This is a genomic window from Streptomyces sp. NPDC045678 (assembly GCF_056432085.1).
In genome coordinates, this window is the sequence record NZ_JBWKJS010000005.1 from 549485 (window position 1) to 565110 (window position 15626).

The following is a 15626-nucleotide window of genomic DNA, read 5'->3' on the forward strand; positions in this document are numbered from 1 at the left end:
CCTGACCAGGCACGTTTCCTCACGAGGAGGCCCCCTGTGGGTACCCCTGACACCAACCGCATTGATCGCGAAATCCGCTTCACCAAGCGCAAGTTGGAAGAGGCTCGACGGCGCGAGATGTCGGCGCTGAATGGGCGTGAACGCCGCGCCATCCTGGCCGCCGCGGCCAGCGGCTCGTACGAGATCGCGCGGCATCGCAGCGGAGACCGTAGCCAGGAGAAGGCCACGGCGACGTGGGAGACGGCCCAGACCCGTCTTCAGGCGGAGATCAACGCACTTCAGGTCGAGCGGGACGAGGCCGTGAGGCGGGCCGCCGCCGACAAGGCCGCCAAGAAGGCCGCGAAGTCCTCGGGGTGGTGGTGACCATGGCCCCCAAGCCGACGCCCGGTGGTGAGTGCCCGCAGTGCTGGGCGCACGCCCACGACAGCAGCATTCACAGGGCCCTCAAGGGCGGGGAGTGCGAGCCCTGCCTGAACCACATGCGCAACGGCTGCCCGGTCCTCGTGCCCAAGAAGCCGTCCTTCTGGTGGTGACCGCCCCCGCCCGCACCTCACGCGCCGCGTGACGCGTGCCCGCACCTTCCGGCTGCTCGGGGTGGTCGCCCTGCCATGGGCCCGGCCACCCCGCCTTCCCGCCCCGCATGGGGCAGTCAGGAGCCCTCCCCTATGGACGGCAACGTCGTTCCCCTGCACAAAACCCCGCCCCCGCCCGCCTCCGAACCCGGCCCGACCCTGACCGTGGTCCCAGAGCCTGCCCCCACGCCGGCGGTGCCGCTGTGGGTGCGCTCCGGGCGTGCTGTGCGGCACGCGGTCACCCACGAACGCACCCGTGAGGCAGGCCGGTTGGCCGTGCGGCACAGCATGTACGTGGTCGGCGGCACCCGCATCGTGACCCGCCGCGCCTGGGACGGCCGCACCGGCGCCCGCTACGAACGCCTCCTTCGCGCCGCCGAAGCCCAGGGCAACTACGAGGTGGCCGCCGAGTGGGAAGAGCGGCTGCAGCGCTTCCGCGAGGCCCGTCACCGCCGCCGCATGGACCTCCTCAAGTCCCCCGTCGACGTCGCTAAAGGCCTGGCGGTCGGCACCGGGGCGGGCATCGGCGCGCTCGTCGGGCTCGGAGTGGTGCTGGCCATCGCGAACGAGGACGTCACCGATGTGCTCACACCGTTGATGGCGGTCATCGAGTTCGTCCGCCTGCTCATCACCATCGTGTCCATCGTGTGGGGCCCCGCCCTTCGGATCGGGCCACTGCTGGCGCTGCTCGCCCTGTGGAGCGTGGGCCGCCATTCGCAGGCCGCGCCGAACTGGGCGCTGCCGGCGAACGTCCAGTCGGGCGAGGGCGAGCCCATCACCCCGTCCATCGTCGTCAAGGCCCTGCGCGACCTGGGCGTGCCCGCGCTGCGCAACGCCATCAAGGAGATGGGCGACGCAGGCGCGGCGATGCTGGGGCCGATCCGGATCGCCGGATGCGGCGTCGAGGTCGACGTGACGCTCCCGTCCGGGGTGTCCACGGTCGAGGTTCAGCAGCGGCGCCGCAAGCTCGCCGAGAACCTCACCCGGCACGAGCACGAGGTGTTCATCACGATCCCCGAAGCCGCCCGCACCGTGCGGCTGTGGGTGGCCGACTCCGGTGCGCTGGACGAGCCGATCGGCCCGTCCCCGCTGGTCACCGACGAGACCATGACCGCCGACTACGCCAAGGGCCGTGCCCCCTGGGGTCAGGACCTGCGCGGGGACGCTGCCGCACTCAGCCTCTACCAGCGCCACCTGCTCATCACCGGCCTGTCCAACCAGGGCAAGACCGTCGCCCTGCGCTCCCTGGCCCTGTGGCTGGCCCTGGACAAGTCGGTGCAGTTCCTCATGGGCGATCTCAAGGGCGTCGGCGACTGGGCCATGTTCGACGGCCTCGCCCACACGCTCATCCAGGGGCCGACCGACGAGCACGTCATCGAGGTCACCGAGATGGTCGAGAGCGCGGTCGAGGAGATGAACCGCCGTATCCAGGCCCCGCCCGGCACTACCTTCCCGCCGCTGATCGTGCTCGTCGACGAGGCGCAGGTGGCGTTCATGTGCCCGGCCAAGGACGACCAGAAGCGCCCCTACGGCGGCTCGAAGGCCAACTCCCGCTACTTCATGGCCGTACGCAAAATCCACAACCAGGGCCGTGCGGTGAACGTCCTGATGTGGCAGGGCACCCAGGACCCGACCAACGAGAACCTGCCCAAGCTGGTCCGCGAGGGCGCCCACACCCGCGCCTCGCTCGCCCTGGGCACGGAGTCCCAGGCCCGCATGGCGCTGGGAGACAAGGCCGTGGACGGCGGCGCGGCCCCGAACCTGCTCCGTCCGGGCCTGGACCGGGGAACCCTGGTCGTCGCCTCGGACGGCATCACCATCCCGGCCGGACAGTCGTCCATCACGGTGCGCACGCACTACATCGACGACGACAACGCCAAGGCCATCACCGAGCGCGCCAAGGCCCTGCGCGACGGGGTCACCACCCTGCACGCCATCGATAGGAGCGAGCAGCGCGACCCGCTCACGGACATCCTCTCCGTGCTCGGGGACGCGCCCCGCGTGCGGACCAAGGACGTGCTTGCGCGGCTCGCCACGCTCGATGTGGGCGCGTACGGCGAGTGGTCGTTTATCAACCTCAAGCGCGTTCTCGACAACGCGGGGGCGGAGCCGTACAAGTCCGATGGCGTGATGGTCGTCTCCCGTGACCGGGTCGCCCGCGCCCTCGCCAACCGCCCCGACGACGAGGGCCCGGACGCTTCCATTTCGCACGTCGATTAGAGGGAGCCGAGCCGCTTCGGGTCAGGGAGGCAGGGAGAACTCCCTGACCGCCTCCCTGACCCGCCTCCCTGCACCTGACCTGCACGAATGATCGCTCAGGGAGGCAGGGAGACGCCGCAGGCCAACCCCCGAAAACCCCTCCTGAGAGCCCCCGCAAGGGGGTGTCTCTGCCTCCCTGCGATCTCACCCGAAGGGATTCCGCATGTATCCCGACCGCACCAACCGCGCGCCCACGGAAGGGGCCGTGACCGTCCATCAGCCCGCCCCCGTCACCGTCATTCCCAGCGTTCCGCTCGCACCGGTCCAGCCGTCCACGGTGGCGGCCGTGCAGTCCATCGTCCTGCCCGACGGCCGCATCGTCACCGGCTACGCCATCGACGCCGCCAAGCCCGAACCGGTGGCCGCCAAATCGGCAATCTCACGGACGGCGGTGAACATCGCGCTCGGCGGTATCGGCTTCGGCGCCATCTGCGGCGGGCTGCTCCTGCTCACCACGTTCATCGCTGCCCTGGCCGCCCTGGTGCAACAGCTCATCATCCTCGCCGCCGTCGTCTTCGGCGGATGGATCGCCATCCAGATCTTCGGCGGCGGTTCGCGTGGCGGCATCACGGTCAACGCCCGCAAGGCCGTGATCAAGCGCAATCACTTCCACGGCTGAGCCCGCCAGCGATCACGATCGCTCCCGCTGGACCCAACCGGCCACGAGACCCACGACCGTCGGCACCAGCGCCCACACCGATGCCTCCAGGGCCGCCTGTGGCCACGGCAGTTCGTCAATCCAGTGCTTCACCCCCATGAAGACCACGACCCCCACCCCGTAGGCGGCAACCACCACCCCGGCCTTGTACCAACCCGTCATGGTCCTGCGCCTACTCCCACTCGCCCGCCTTACGAGGCAAGGGCGGCCCCTGCATCTCGCCAAAGAACCGGGGCCGCCCTTGTCCACCCGTCCTCTACAGACCTGATGGAGGTCTCCAGCATGACGCAACCCACCGATGTTCGGGGAGAGCCCCTGCAGACCGCTCTTTCCCTCGCAATCTCCGGGGCGCCGGTCCTGCCATTGCGAGCCGGGAAGACACCCTTCGGCAACTGCCGTCGATGCGCAGATACCGCGTGCGGCGGCCGGCCGAACATGAAAACCCCCGGCCCCTGCACCTGCCCCGCCCCCTGCCACGGATGGGCCGCCGCGACCACCGACCCGAACATCATCAGCTCCCGTATCTGGCGCGAGGCGTGGCTGAGCGCGAGCGCGGTCGCGTACCACCCGGGCGGGGCGGGACTGACCGTCGTGGACCTGGACGACGCCGATGCCATCACCTGGGCCCGCAACAACCTGCCCGCCACACAGACCGTGCCCACCACACGCGGCGAGCACTGGATCTACCTGGGTGCGATGCAGTCCGCCAACGCGGTCCGCCCCGGCGTCGACATCAAGTCGTCCATGGCCTACGCCCGTTGGCTCGGTCCCGGTACCGGCACCGTCACCGCCCTGCCGGATGCCGTCCGCGCCCTCGCCGCGAAGACGACGCCCCCGGCTCGGACCACGGCCCAGACCGTCACCGCGGCCGCACCGGTCGGGGGCGGCCCGTGCCCGCATCGCACTCCGACCTACCTGGCCCGTGGCCTTGCCATGGCCGAGCAGCGCATCACCCAAGCCACCACCGGCGTACACGCCACCGTCTACCGCACCTTCCTGGCTGTGCTCGCCAAACACGGCCGGTGCGGCTGCCTCACCGCCGCCCACATCACGCGCCTGTTCGCTGCCGCGCAGACCAAGGGCGAGACGCGCCGGCACTGCACCGACGCGTGGTCCAACGCCCGCACCACGTTGGGGCTGTGATATGTCCGAGGACGAGAAGAACCCCGCGCGCGAGATCATCACCGACTACGCGCAAAGCCACTTCCGGTACTTCCGCACCGCCGACGGCACCGTCTACGCACAGAAGAACGGCCACCCCGTTGCCCGCCCGATCCGTTCCCAGGGGACCACCGGCAGTCACCGCCAAGAACTCATGGTCGGGTTGTTCAAGGACGGACTCGGCGTGTTCAACGGCACCGCCCTCAAAGAGGCGTTGGACCTGATCGAAGCCCTCGCACTGAGCGAGGACGTACAGGCCGTGCACATCCGCGTCGCCCCCGGATACGACGGGGCGACTTGGTTGGACCTGGGCCGCAGTGACGGGCAGTCCGTGCGTATCCACCCCGCCGGGTGGGACATCGCCGTTCCCGACCCACGGGAAGTGTGCTGGCGGCGCACCCAGCTCACCGGGGAACTGCCCCTGCCGGCCAAGGACACCAACGGCAAGGGCATCGACCTGTTGATGCGGTTGTGTAACTTCGCCACCGCGGAAACCGAGTGCCTAGCCATCGCGTGGTTGATCGGCTGCCTAGGCCCGTCGGTGCCCGTCCCGGCCCCGTTCCTGACCGGGCCGCAGGGCGCGGGCAAATCCACAGCGGGCCGCATGCTCCTACGGATCGTGGAGGGCATGAGCGGCGATCTGCGTCGCGCCCCGAAGGATGAGGAGAACCTGCTCGCGGCCGTGGCGGCCGGTTGGGTCACCGCCCTGGACAACCTCTCCTACATGACGCCGGACCTGTCGGATGCCATGTGCTGCATCGTCACCGGGGCCGAGAACGTCAAGCGCGCTCTGTTCACCGACGGAGACGTGTTCCGCGTCGGCTACCGCCGCCCGCTGCTCATGACGGGCATCGACGTCGGCGTCATCCGCCCCGACCTCGCTGAACGACTCCTACCCCTGCGCCTGGTACGACCCCGGGTCCGGCGCACCGAGGCGGAGCTGTGGGCGGAGTATGCCGAGGTGCTGCCCGTCGTCCTGGGCTCGCTCCTCGACCTCACCGTCAAGGTCCGCGCGGCCGAAGCCGAGACGCCCACCGACCTGCGGATGGCGGACTTCGCGCACCTGTGCGCGCAGCTCGACGCAGCGACAGGTCTGGGCGTGCTGCCCGCTTACCGAGCGGCTTTGGACGACCTGAACGACGACGTGATCGAGGGCGATCTCCTCGCACAGACCGTCCTCAAGCATGCCGAGGGCATCGAGCCCGGTACAGCCCTGCGGATGACCTCCACGGAGTGGCTGCACAGCCTCAGCGGCCTCTACAGCGGCGAGGACTTCCGCCCCCTGCCCAAGGGGTGGCCGACCACGGGCAAGGTCCTCTCCGACCGCCTCAAGCGCCTCCAACCAACCCTGGCCGCCCGGGGTGTCCTCATCGACTCGGGTCGCACCCGTGAGGGCCGCTACCTCGAAATGACCCGCTCACCGGGCACGGCAGCGTCCGAGCAGCAAGCGTTCTAACCGGCGGCGCACTGCCCCACCGGCACACAAGCAAGAGGAGCACCCCGCCTGGGCGTGCTCCTCTTGCTGTTCGGCGGCACCGCCGCCCTGCATTGGACGCGCCGCGAAGCGGCACCTTCTTCACGTCCTGAGCCGCGCACACCACCACAGACACGCCCCCCTTTTTTCCTAAGTGGGAAACGCTGCGTCACCTGCGTCACGAGCACCCCGGAAACCCCCGCTGAGCTGCGCATACGAACGTGACGCGGACGGTCGATCTCTGCGTCACGTCGCGTCACCTGCGTCACGCGCGCCGGACAGCCTGCGTCACACGTGACGCACCCCGAACGTCCTGCGTCACGCGAAATCCGCAGGCCAGAAGCTACGCGCGACGCAGGTGACGCGGTGACGCAGAACTCCGAGCCTCGGACACACGCAGGCCACAGATCTCGTTCCCCTCCCCCGAAGGCACGGACGAACTGCCCAGGAGGCACCCCCGGATGAGCACCGCCATCGCTGCCCCCGTCGACCGACTCCTCTACAAGCCCGAGGAAGCTGCCAAAGCACTCTCGCTCGGACGCTCCACCGTCTACGAGCTCATGGCCGAAGGCGCCCTGAAGTACATCAAGTTGGGCCGTACTCGCCGCATTCGGCGTGCCGACCTCGAAGCCTTCGTGGAAAGCCTCGCCGTTCTGCCCAACTGATCCGCGACCCGCACATCCCTGAGACCCGCACATCCCTTGAGGCGCCCCGAGCACACCGCTCGGGGCGCCTCCCGCATGGAGGCACGCATGAGCCCGCGCAGGGCAAACAACGAATCGTCCGTCTACCTCGGCGACGACGGATGGTGGCACGGCCGCGTCACCATGGGCGTACTGCCCGACGGGAGCCCCGACCGCCGGCACCGCATGGCCCGCACCGAAGCCGCAGTCCGCCGCAAGGTCCGCGATCTGGAGAAGCTCCGCGACGAGGGGCGCGCGACCAAAGCGGGCCGCAAGCCCACCGTCGGCCAGTGGATGGAGACCTACCTGACCGACATCGCGAGCCTGAAACTCAAGCCCCGGTCGCTGGACGACTACTGGTCCAAGACCCGCAACGACATCATCCCCGGCGTCGGAAAGCACCGCATCGACAAGCTCGCCCCCGAGCACCTGGAACAGATGTACCGGGCCATGCTCGACGCCGGACGCGCCCCCTCCCACGTGGTCAAGGTGCACCGCATCCTGTCGCGGGCCCTGAAGATCGCCCACCGCCGCCGGATGATCGGCGAGAACGTCGCCACCCTCGTGGATCCGCCCAGCATCGACGAGACCGAGACGAACCCGTTCAGCCAGGAAGAGGCAAAGGCGTTCCTCGAAGCGGCAGCGAAACGCCCCACGTTCATGCGCTGGATCGTCGGGGTCGGCATGGGGTTCCGACAGGGCGAGACCCTGGGACTGCGCTGGCCGTACGTCGACCTGGAAGCCGAGCTGTTCCACCCCCGCTGGCAGCTCCAGCGGCTCACATGGCGGCACGGATGCAGCGACCCCCACGCCTGCGGAGCCCGCCGCCACCGCTTCGAGCCCTGCCCGCCGCACTGCGCCCAGCACAAGAACTACAAACGCGGCTGCCCCAAGCCCTGCACCACCACCTGCGTGAAGCACGCCAGCATCTGCCCCGAGCGCAAGGGCGGAGGCCTGGTCTTCACCCGCCCCAAGACCAAGAAGAGCACGAACCCCGTCCCGATCCCGCCTGCCTTCATCCCCTACCTGGTCGCGCACAAGGCCCAGCAAGACGAGCTCCGCGAGGCGGCCGGCGAACTCTGGCAGGAGCACCAGGCCGTGTTCGCTCGCGCCGACGGACGCCCTATCGACCCCCGCGAGGACTGGGCGGAGTTCAAGGAGCTCCTCGCGGAGGCGGGCATCGACGACCGTCGCCTCTACGACGGAAGCCGCCACACCGCAGGCACGATCCTGAACGAGCTGGGCGTCGACATGCCCACGATCATGGAGATCCTCCGCCACACCCAGATCAGCCAGACCCGCCGCTACGTCAAGGGCCGCTCGCACCTCTCCAAGGACGCCATGCGCCGCATGGGAGACGCCTTCCTACCCGCCCCGCAACCGGCCCCCGGACCCGCAACTGAGACTGGAACTGAGACTGAGGACCGCCGCGCGGCCCGCTCCCGTCGCCGACGCCGCATCCGCTGAACGACGAAACCCCAGGTCGGAGCGCATCCGACCTGGGGTTCCAGAAGAGCCCCCTGTCGGATTCGAACCGACGACCTACGCATTACAAGTGCGTTGCTCTGGCCATCTGAGCTAAGGAGGCACACGTCACGCCCGACGGCAGCCGCACGTGCCCGTGCAGTGTAACCAACACCGCCCCCACCCCCGTCGAAAATTTCCTCGAAGCTCGCAGCCCCCCGACTACTGACAGACCACAACCCCCCGGGGTACGGTCACCACCAGTTCACTCAGGTGGACTACACCACTCCCTCTACTCGGATCGTCCGGCACGTTCCTGCCGGTGAAGGGGGCCCTCACCATGGCCACTGTTACGTTCGACAAGGCGACCCGCATCTACCCGGGTGGCGACAAGCCCGCCGTGGACGGTCTCGACATCGAGATCGAGGACGGCGAGTTCCTCGTCCTCGTCGGTCCGTCCGGCTGCGGCAAGTCCACCTCGCTCCGCATGCTCGCAGGGCTCGAGGACGTGAACGCCGGCGCCATCCGCATCGGTGACCGCGACGTCACGCACCTGCCGCCGAAGGACCGGGACATCGCCATGGTGTTCCAGAACTACGCGCTGTACCCGCACATGACCGTCGCCGACAACATGGGCTTCGCCCTGAAGATCGCCGGCGTCAACAAGGCCGAGATCCGCCGGAAGGTCGAGGACGCGGCGAAGATCCTGGACCTCACCGAGTACCTCGGCCGCAAGCCGAAGGCCCTCTCCGGCGGTCAGCGTCAGCGTGTCGCCATGGGCCGCGCCATCGTGCGTGAGCCGCAGGTCTTCCTCATGGACGAGCCGCTGTCGAACCTCGACGCCAAGCTGCGTGTGTCGACGCGTACGCAGATCGCCAGCCTTCAGCGCCGGCTCGGCATCACCACCGTGTACGTCACGCACGACCAGGTCGAGGCCATGACCATGGGCGACCGCGTGGCCGTCCTGAAGGACGGGCTGCTGCAGCAGGTCGACTCGCCGCGCAACATGTACGACCGCCCGGCCAACCTCTTCGTCGCCGGCTTCATCGGCTCCCCCGCCATGAACCTCGTCGAGGTCCCGATCACCGACGGCGGCGTGAAGTTCGGCAACTCGGTCGTGCCCGTGAACCGGGAGGCCCTCAGCGCCGCCGCCGACCGCGGGGACCGTACCGTCACGGTCGGCGTCCGGCCCGAGCACTTCGACATCGTCGAGCAGAACGGCGCCGCCGCGAAGTCCCTCTCCAAGGAGACCGAGGACGCCCCGGCCGGTCTCGCCGTCTCCGTGAACGTCGTCGAGGAGCTCGGCGCCGACGGCTACGTCTACGGCACCGCCGAGGTCGGCGGCGAGCAGAAGGACCTCGTCGTCCGCGTCAACGGCCGCCAGGTCCCGGACAAGGGCGCGCAGCTGCACGTCGTGCCCCGTCCGGGTGAGACCCACGTGTTCTCCACCTCGACGGGTGAGCGTCTCAGCGACTGATGTTTGCCGGGGGCGGCGACGCCCCCCGCCATGTCCGCGAAGGGCCCCGCACCCACGGTGCGGGGCCCTTCGCGTACGCCCGTCCGCCCCGGCGCGTCCGCACCCCCGCACTCGACGTTGTCGACAAATACCCCGGCACATCGGTCATTTCGCCGGGGTGGCGTCAACAGCGCTCCACGGGAAACCTCTTCTCTGTCGCTCGACCGGGTGACTAAATGTCGCCAAATCATCACCTAGCGCTACGCTCCTCGCGTGACGCACTCCGCCAACTACACCCAGAAGCCGCGCCGAGCCCACCGGGGCCCCGCCCGTCGCATCGGCCGCACGCTCGCTCTCGTCCTGCCCGTGATGCTGGTGCTTTCCGGGACCCTCGCGGTCACCAGCGTCAACTGGTCGGGGAACGCCTCGGACTCGATGCTCACCGCATCCGCCGACAACCTCTCCAAGCCCGCCAAGTCCCGCGCCCCGCAGGACGTCCTGCGCGACCGGCTCCTCCTGGAACTCCAGGAGAAGAACCCGGGCGTGGCGCTCACGCACCTCCAGCAGGAGGTGAACCGCCACCCGTCGCTCGCCCGGCACTGTGTCGCGCTGGCCCGCGCGCTCGGCCGTGCCGCCGTGCGGGTCTACGGCCCGACACGCGCCCAGTCGTACGCCAGGCCCGTCTGCGACACGTCCTTCGCCACGGGCGTGGCCGCTGCCCATCAGAAGGGCTGAGCGGGCCGCGGAGCAGCGCCGCGTAGGGTTTCCGGCATGACCACGCTGAAGCCCACGCAGGCTGTCGTCCTGGCCGGTGGCCAGGGTTCCCGGCTCCGCCCGTACACCGACGACCGGCCCAAGCCGATGGTCGAGATCCCCGGCACGGGGACCCCGATCATCGGCCATCAACTTGCCTGGCTCGCCGAGGAGGGCGTGACGGACGCCGTCGTCTCCTGCGGCCACCTCGCCGAGGTGCTCCAGGAGTGGCTGGACTCCGCCGACCTGCCGCTGAACGTCAGCACGGTCGTCGAGAAGGAACCCCTGGGCCGCGGCGGCGGTCTCAAGTACGCCGCCCGGCACCTGCCGCACGCGGACCAGCCCTGGTACGCGACGAACGGCGACATCTGGACCCGCTTCTCGCTGCGCGACATGGCGGCCTTCCACGCCGAGCGCGACGCCACCGCGACCCTCGCACTGGCCCGCCCCCGCATTCCGTGGGGCGCCGTCGAGACCGACGCGTTCGGCCACATCACGGACTTCGTCGAGGCCCCGCCGTCCCCGTACCTGATCAACGCGGGCGTGTACGTCTTCGCGGCCGAGTTCACCTCGCTCCTGCCGGACCTCGGCGACCACGAGCGCACCACGTTCCCGCGGCTGGCCCGCGCGAAGCGCCTCGCGGGCTTCCCGCTGCCGCAAGGCGCCTACTGGCGCGCGATCGACACCGCGAAGGACCTCACCGAGGCCGCCAAGGAGCTTGCCGCACAGGGCCGTTGACCGGTCCCTCAACGAACTCCGGTACGCCGATGGGCCCCGCACACACGCTGTGCGGGGCCCATCGGCGTACATCGGCATACATCGGCGTACGTACGTACAGCGTCCTCAGCGGCCGAGGACACCGCCCAGCAGGCCGCCGGGCCGCTCGCCGCCCGTACCGCCGCCGGAACCGCCGGACGCCCCGGCACCGCCCGTGCCGCCGCCCGTGCCACCGCTGGACGAGGGACCCGCGGTCGTTCCCGCGGCCGGCTGCTGCTGTTGCTGCGGTGCCGACTGCTGCGGCGGAGCCTGGCCCGCCGTGCTGCTGCCCTGCGTCTGGCTGGGCTGTCCGCCCGAACCGACCGTGCCGGTCTCGCGGGCCGTGCCCGGCGCCGTGGCGCCCTGCGTGGGGCTCGCGGAGCCGCGGCCCTGCGTCGGCGTGCTCGACGACGCGGACGGGCTCTGGGACCGCTGCTTCTGCCGCTTCTTCGCGGGGTCCTGGGGAAGCGCGGAGCCCGGCAGTTCGTTGCGCGGGGCCTCGCCGGGGCCGGGCACGGTGACGCGGTCCGCGTCCCGCACGGCGCCGCCCAGCATCGAGCCGATGAGCAGCGTCAGACCGATGACGACCCCGCCGATCAGACCGCCCCGCCGCAGCACGCGCCGCCGCAGGTCCCAGATGTCGGAGCGCGGTCCGAGCGTGCGCCAGGCCTCACCGGCGAGGCGTCCGTCGACGGAGTAGACGGGCGCGCCCGCGATGATCAGCGGGGACCACGCGGCGAGGTAGATGATGTCGGGCGCGTCGTAGGCGGGAACGGTCTTCCAGCTCACGGTGACGATGAGCGCCGCCGAGAGCAGCACGCCGACCGAGGCGGCGACCCGCTGCCAGAGGCCGAGGACCGTCAGGACGCCGACGACGACCTGGAGGAAGGCGATGCACAGGCCGGCGCCCACGGGGTGCTGGAGGGCGAAGTCGCGCAGTGGCTCGGCGAGCGCCCAGGGGTGCAGGGAGTTCAGCCACTTGACCATGGAGCCGCGCTGGCCGCCGTCGAAGTAGACGGGGTCGCAGAGCTTTCCCATGCCGGCGTAGATGGAGATGAACCCGAGGAAGACGCGCATCGGGAGCAGGACCACGCCGAGGTTCATGCGGCGGCCCGGGTAGTAGGCGTGCCGGACCGGGTCCGAGCCGTGCCTGCGCGTGCGCTCCGTGTCGCCGTCGTCGTCGTACGCGTCGTCGTCGGCGTCTTCGTAGCCGCGGTCGGCGTACTCCTGCTCGAGCCGCTCGTCGTAGTCGCTGCCGGGCAGCCGCATCTGCGGCAGCATGCGGGTCCCGGGTTCGGGGGTGCGCGGGCCGATCACGGCGGGCGTCTCGACGGTCTCGGGGCCGTCGTCGACGCGGGGGATGACCTGGGTGGCGCCCGCGTCCTCCGCGCTGTTGTAGGGGCCGGTCTCCTCGGCCGAACGGCGTACGCCGCCGCCGCGCACGGCCTGCAGCAGTCTGATGGCGCCCGTGTCGTCCGGCGCGGACTTCCCGCTCCAGACGACGGGTGCGCGGCGCTTGGCGGCCGCGCCGGCGGCGGGCATGCGCGCCGTATCGTCGGGCGTGCCCAAGTGCCGTGAGATGCGCGGGGATTGAGTGCGCCCAGCGGCGGGAAGCTGCACGCGGAAACTCGCGTGATTGACGATGACCTGCGCCGGGTCGCTCGGCACCTTCACCATGCTCAGCGCGGGAGCATCGTCAAAACCTGACGAGCTTCCCCCAGTGGGAGTGCGGGGTGTTCTGGTGTCCACACTCATCTAACCGAGTGATGTGTGTTTAGGACACTGCCTTGACCATGGAGAAATGTCCGGACCGCGTCAAGAGATCACCGCGGCCCGGACATGGCGGAGGATCAGGCGCGGCGCCGCGCCGCCTCGTACAGGACGACGCCCGCCGCGACACCGGCGTTCAGGGACTCCGCGCCACCGGGCATCGGAATCCGCACGCGGTAGTCGCAGGTCTCGCCGACGAGACGCGAGAGGCCCTTGCCCTCGCTGCCGACGACGATGACGACCGGGCCTGCGAGCGCTTGCAGGTCGCCGACCTCGTGCTCGCCGTCGGCGGCGAGGCCGACCACGGCGACGCCCGCCTTCTTGTACTGCTCCAGGGCGCGCGTGAGGTTCGTGGCACGGGCGACCGGCGTCCGCGCGGCGGTGCCCGCGGACGTCTTCCACGCGCCGGCCGTCATTCCGGCGGCGCGCCGCTCGGGCACGAGCACGCCGTGGCCGCCGAACGCGCAGACGGAGCGGACGACCGCGCCGAGGTTGCGCGGGTCCGTCACGCCGTCGAGGGCGACGATCAGCGGGTCCTGGCCCTCGTCGAAGGCGGCGGCGACGAGGTCCTCGGGGTGCGCGTACTCGTACGGCGGGACCTGGAGGACGAGGCCCTGGTGGTTGAGGCCGTTCGTCATGCGGTCGAGCTCGGGGCGGGGGGCCTCCATGAGGTGGATGCCGCCGCGCTCGGCCGCGAGCTGCAGCGCCTCGCGGACCCGCTCGTCGTTGTCGATGAACTGCTGGACGTAGAGCGTGGAGGCGGGCACGCCGTCGCGCAGTGCCTCGAAGACCGGGTTGCGGCCGACGACCATCTCGGAGGTGCCCTTGCCGCCGCGCCCCTTGAGCGTGGCGGGGCGGCGTCCGCCCGCGGCCTTCTTGGCCTTGGCGTTGGCGATGCGGTTCTTCACGTGCCCCTTGCGGGCCTCGGCGGGCGGCGTCGGGCCCTTGCCCTCCAGGCCGCGGCGCCGATTGCCGCCGCTGCCGACCTGCGCGCCCTTCTTGCCGGACATGCGGCGGTTGTTAGCGGCCATGACCTACCTGTCTGTTGTGATGCGTGGGCGCGTACGTGCGTACGCGCACGGGTGTACGTCTATGAAGTGTGCCGCCCGGAAGGCCGGGCGGCACATCAGTGGTGTCCGTTCAGCGCGGACCGAGCGTCCAGCGGGGGCCTGTCGGGCTGTCCTCGATGACGAGGCCCGACTGGTTGAGCTGGTCGCGGATCGCGTCGGCGGTGCCCCAGTCCTTGCGGCCGCGGGCGGCTTCGCGCTGGTCCAGGACGAGGCGGACGAGGGTGTCCACGACTCCGTGCAGGTCTTCGCCGCGGTCGGCCTCGCCGCCGGCCCAGTGCGGGTCGAGCGGGTCGAGGCCGAGGACGCCGAGCATGGCCCGCACCTCGGCGAGGCGTGCCATGGCGGCTTCCTTGTCGTCGGCGGCCAGTGCGGAGTTTCCCTGGCGGACGGTGGTGTGGACGATGGCGAGGGCCTGCGGGACGCCCATGTCGTCGTCCATGGCGTCGGCGAACGCGGGCGGGACCTGGGCGGCGGGTTCGACGACGCCGCCGGCCTTCTCCACGACGCGCTGCACGAAGCCTTCGATGCGGGCGAACGCGGACTCGGCCTCGCGGAGGGCTTCCTCGCTGTACTCGATCATCGAGCGGTAGTGCGGGGTGCCGAGGTAGTAGCGCAGCACGATGGGGCGCCACTGCTTGACCATTTCACTCACGAGCACCGAGTTGCCGAGGGACTTCGACATCTTCTCGCCGCTCATGGTGACCCAGCCGTTGTGCACCCAGTAGCGCGCGAAGGTGTCGCCGAAGGCCTTGGCCTGCGCGATCTCGTTCTCGTGGTGCGGGAAGATCAGATCGATCCCGCCGCCGTGGATGTCGAACTCGCGGCCCAGGTATTTGTGGGCCATCGCCGAGCACTCCAGGTGCCAGCCGGGCCTGCCGCGGCCCCACGGGGTCTCCCAGCTGGGCTCCCCCTCCTTGGCGGCCTTCCACATGGCGAAGTCACGCGGGTCGCGCTTCCCGGTCTCGCCCTCGCCCGCGGGCTGGCGCAGCTCGTCCAGGTCCTGGTTGGAGAGCTCCAGGTAGCCGGGGAAGGACCGCACGTCGAAGTAGACGTTGCCGTCGGCCTCGTAGGCGTGTCCGCGCTCGATGAGCCCGCGCATCATCTCGACCATCTCGGTGATGTGGCCGGTGGCGCGCGGTTCGTAGGTGGGCGGCAGGCAACCGAGCGCGTCGTATCCGCTGTTGAACGCGCGCTCGTTCTCGTACCCGATGGACCACCAGGGCCGGCCCTGCTCGGCGGACTTCCGGATGATCTTGTCGTCGATGTCGGTCACGTTCCTGATGAACGTCACGTCGAAACCGCGGTAGGCGAACCAGCGGCGCATGATGTCGAAGTTCAGGCCGGACCGGATGTGCCCGATGTGCGGGGCGGCCTGCACCGTGGCACCACAGAGGTAGATCGAGACGCAGCCGTCATTGAGGGGGCTGAAGTCACGGATCTGCCGGGCGCTGGTGTCGTACAGGCGAATCGTCACCACTCCAGGGTAGTGGGCGCGGGACAGTGCCCCACGCCCCCCGGCCCGACCGTGCACGGAACTGTGACGTGAGGCC

The 15626-nt window shown here is 70.2% G+C and carries 15 protein-coding genes and 1 tRNA gene; 11 read left to right on the forward strand and 5 right to left on the reverse strand.

The features are described 5' to 3' along the window. Window positions 1-36 precede the first annotated feature (36 nt). The 4 genes from AC07DO_RS20590 to AC07DO_RS20605 all read left to right on the forward strand — a co-directional run bounded on the left by AC07DO_RS20590 (window position 37) and on the right by AC07DO_RS20605 (window position 3450). The gene (locus AC07DO_RS20590) at window positions 37-363 is read left to right on the forward strand and encodes a hypothetical protein (protein ID WP_471419745.1); all 327 of its coding nucleotides are present in this window, start codon (window positions 37-39) and stop codon (window positions 361-363) included. 2 nt (window positions 364-365) lie between these two features. After that, on the forward strand, window positions 366-533 hold the full coding sequence (locus tag AC07DO_RS20595) for a pRL2-8 (protein ID WP_471281015.1): 168 nt from the start codon (window positions 366-368) through the stop codon (window positions 531-533). 132 nt (window positions 534-665) lie between these two features. Then, the gene (locus AC07DO_RS20600) at window positions 666-2792 is read left to right on the forward strand and encodes an FtsK/SpoIIIE domain-containing protein (protein ID WP_471419743.1); all 2127 of its coding nucleotides are present in this window, start codon (window positions 666-668) and stop codon (window positions 2790-2792) included. Between the two features lie 202 nt (window positions 2793-2994). Then, entirely contained in the window at window positions 2995-3450 is a 456-nt protein-coding gene (locus AC07DO_RS20605) for a hypothetical protein (RefSeq protein ID WP_471419741.1), read from the forward strand. Between the two features lie 12 nt (window positions 3451-3462). Here AC07DO_RS20605 and AC07DO_RS20610 read toward each other — a convergent pair whose 3' ends face one another. Beyond that, window positions 3463-3651 carry a hypothetical protein gene (locus tag AC07DO_RS20610; RefSeq protein ID WP_471281009.1) on the reverse strand — a complete coding sequence of 63 codons (189 nt, stop codon included), beginning with the start codon at window positions 3649-3651 and terminating at the stop codon, window positions 3463-3465. 120 nt (window positions 3652-3771) lie between these two features. Between AC07DO_RS20610 and AC07DO_RS20615 the strand changes: the two genes are divergently transcribed. The 4 genes from AC07DO_RS20615 (at window position 3772) to AC07DO_RS20630 (ending at window position 8274) form a co-directional block, all read left to right on the forward strand. Continuing rightward, window positions 3772-4632, forward strand: a complete 861-nt coding sequence (locus AC07DO_RS20615; protein ID WP_479061421.1) for a bifunctional DNA primase/polymerase — start codon at window positions 3772-3774, stop codon at window positions 4630-4632. Between the two features lies 1 nt (window position 4633). Beyond that, a complete protein-coding gene (locus tag AC07DO_RS20620) occupies window positions 4634-6106 on the forward strand; it encodes an ATP-binding protein (RefSeq protein ID WP_479061423.1) in 1473 nt (490 codons plus the stop codon). 479 nt (window positions 6107-6585) lie between these two features. After that, window positions 6586-6789 carry a helix-turn-helix domain-containing protein gene (locus AC07DO_RS20625; RefSeq protein WP_471281003.1) on the forward strand — a complete coding sequence of 68 codons (204 nt, stop codon included), beginning with the start codon at window positions 6586-6588 and terminating at the stop codon, window positions 6787-6789. Window positions 6790-6876: 87 nt separating this feature from the next. After that, window positions 6877-8274 carry a tyrosine-type recombinase/integrase gene (locus tag AC07DO_RS20630; RefSeq protein WP_471419732.1) on the forward strand — a complete coding sequence of 466 codons (1398 nt, stop codon included), beginning with the start codon at window positions 6877-6879 and terminating at the stop codon, window positions 8272-8274. A 47-nt stretch (window positions 8275-8321) separates the two neighbouring features. On the opposite strand, the gene AC07DO_RS20635 is transcribed toward AC07DO_RS20630, so the two are convergent. Then, window positions 8322-8395 (reverse strand) — tRNA-Thr (locus AC07DO_RS20635). Window positions 8396-8611: 216 nt separating this feature from the next. Between AC07DO_RS20635 and AC07DO_RS20640 the strand changes: the two genes are divergently transcribed. The 3 genes from AC07DO_RS20640 to AC07DO_RS20650 all read left to right on the forward strand — a co-directional run bounded on the left by AC07DO_RS20640 (window position 8612) and on the right by AC07DO_RS20650 (window position 11218). Beyond that, window positions 8612-9748 carry an ABC transporter ATP-binding protein gene (locus AC07DO_RS20640; RefSeq protein ID WP_479061425.1) on the forward strand — a complete coding sequence of 379 codons (1137 nt, stop codon included), beginning with the start codon at window positions 8612-8614 and terminating at the stop codon, window positions 9746-9748. A 252-nt stretch (window positions 9749-10000) separates the two neighbouring features. Then, entirely contained in the window at window positions 10001-10462 is a 462-nt protein-coding gene (locus AC07DO_RS20645; RefSeq protein ID WP_150217726.1) for a hypothetical protein, read from the forward strand. Between the two features lie 36 nt (window positions 10463-10498). Next, complete coding sequence (locus AC07DO_RS20650; protein WP_479061426.1) at window positions 10499-11218, forward strand: nucleotidyltransferase family protein; 720 nt, start codon at window positions 10499-10501, stop codon at window positions 11216-11218. 105 nt (window positions 11219-11323) lie between these two features. On the opposite strand, the gene AC07DO_RS20655 is transcribed toward AC07DO_RS20650, so the two are convergent. The 3 genes from AC07DO_RS20655 to cysS form a co-directional block, all read right to left on the reverse strand. Next, window positions 11324-12991 (reverse strand): DoxX family membrane protein, encoded by a 1668-nt coding sequence (locus tag AC07DO_RS20655; protein ID WP_479061428.1) that lies wholly within the window; start codon window positions 12989-12991, stop codon window positions 11324-11326. Between the two features lie 95 nt (window positions 12992-13086). After that, window positions 13087-14037: a 23S rRNA (guanosine(2251)-2'-O)-methyltransferase RlmB gene (gene rlmB / locus AC07DO_RS20660; RefSeq protein ID WP_479061430.1), complete on the reverse strand. Its 951-nt coding sequence runs from the start codon at window positions 14035-14037 to the stop codon at window positions 13087-13089. Between the two features lie 109 nt (window positions 14038-14146). Continuing rightward, on the reverse strand, window positions 14147-15550 hold the full coding sequence (cysS, locus tag AC07DO_RS20665) for a cysteine--tRNA ligase (RefSeq protein ID WP_479061431.1): 1404 nt from the start codon (window positions 15548-15550) through the stop codon (window positions 14147-14149). Window positions 15551-15626 lie beyond the last annotated feature (76 nt).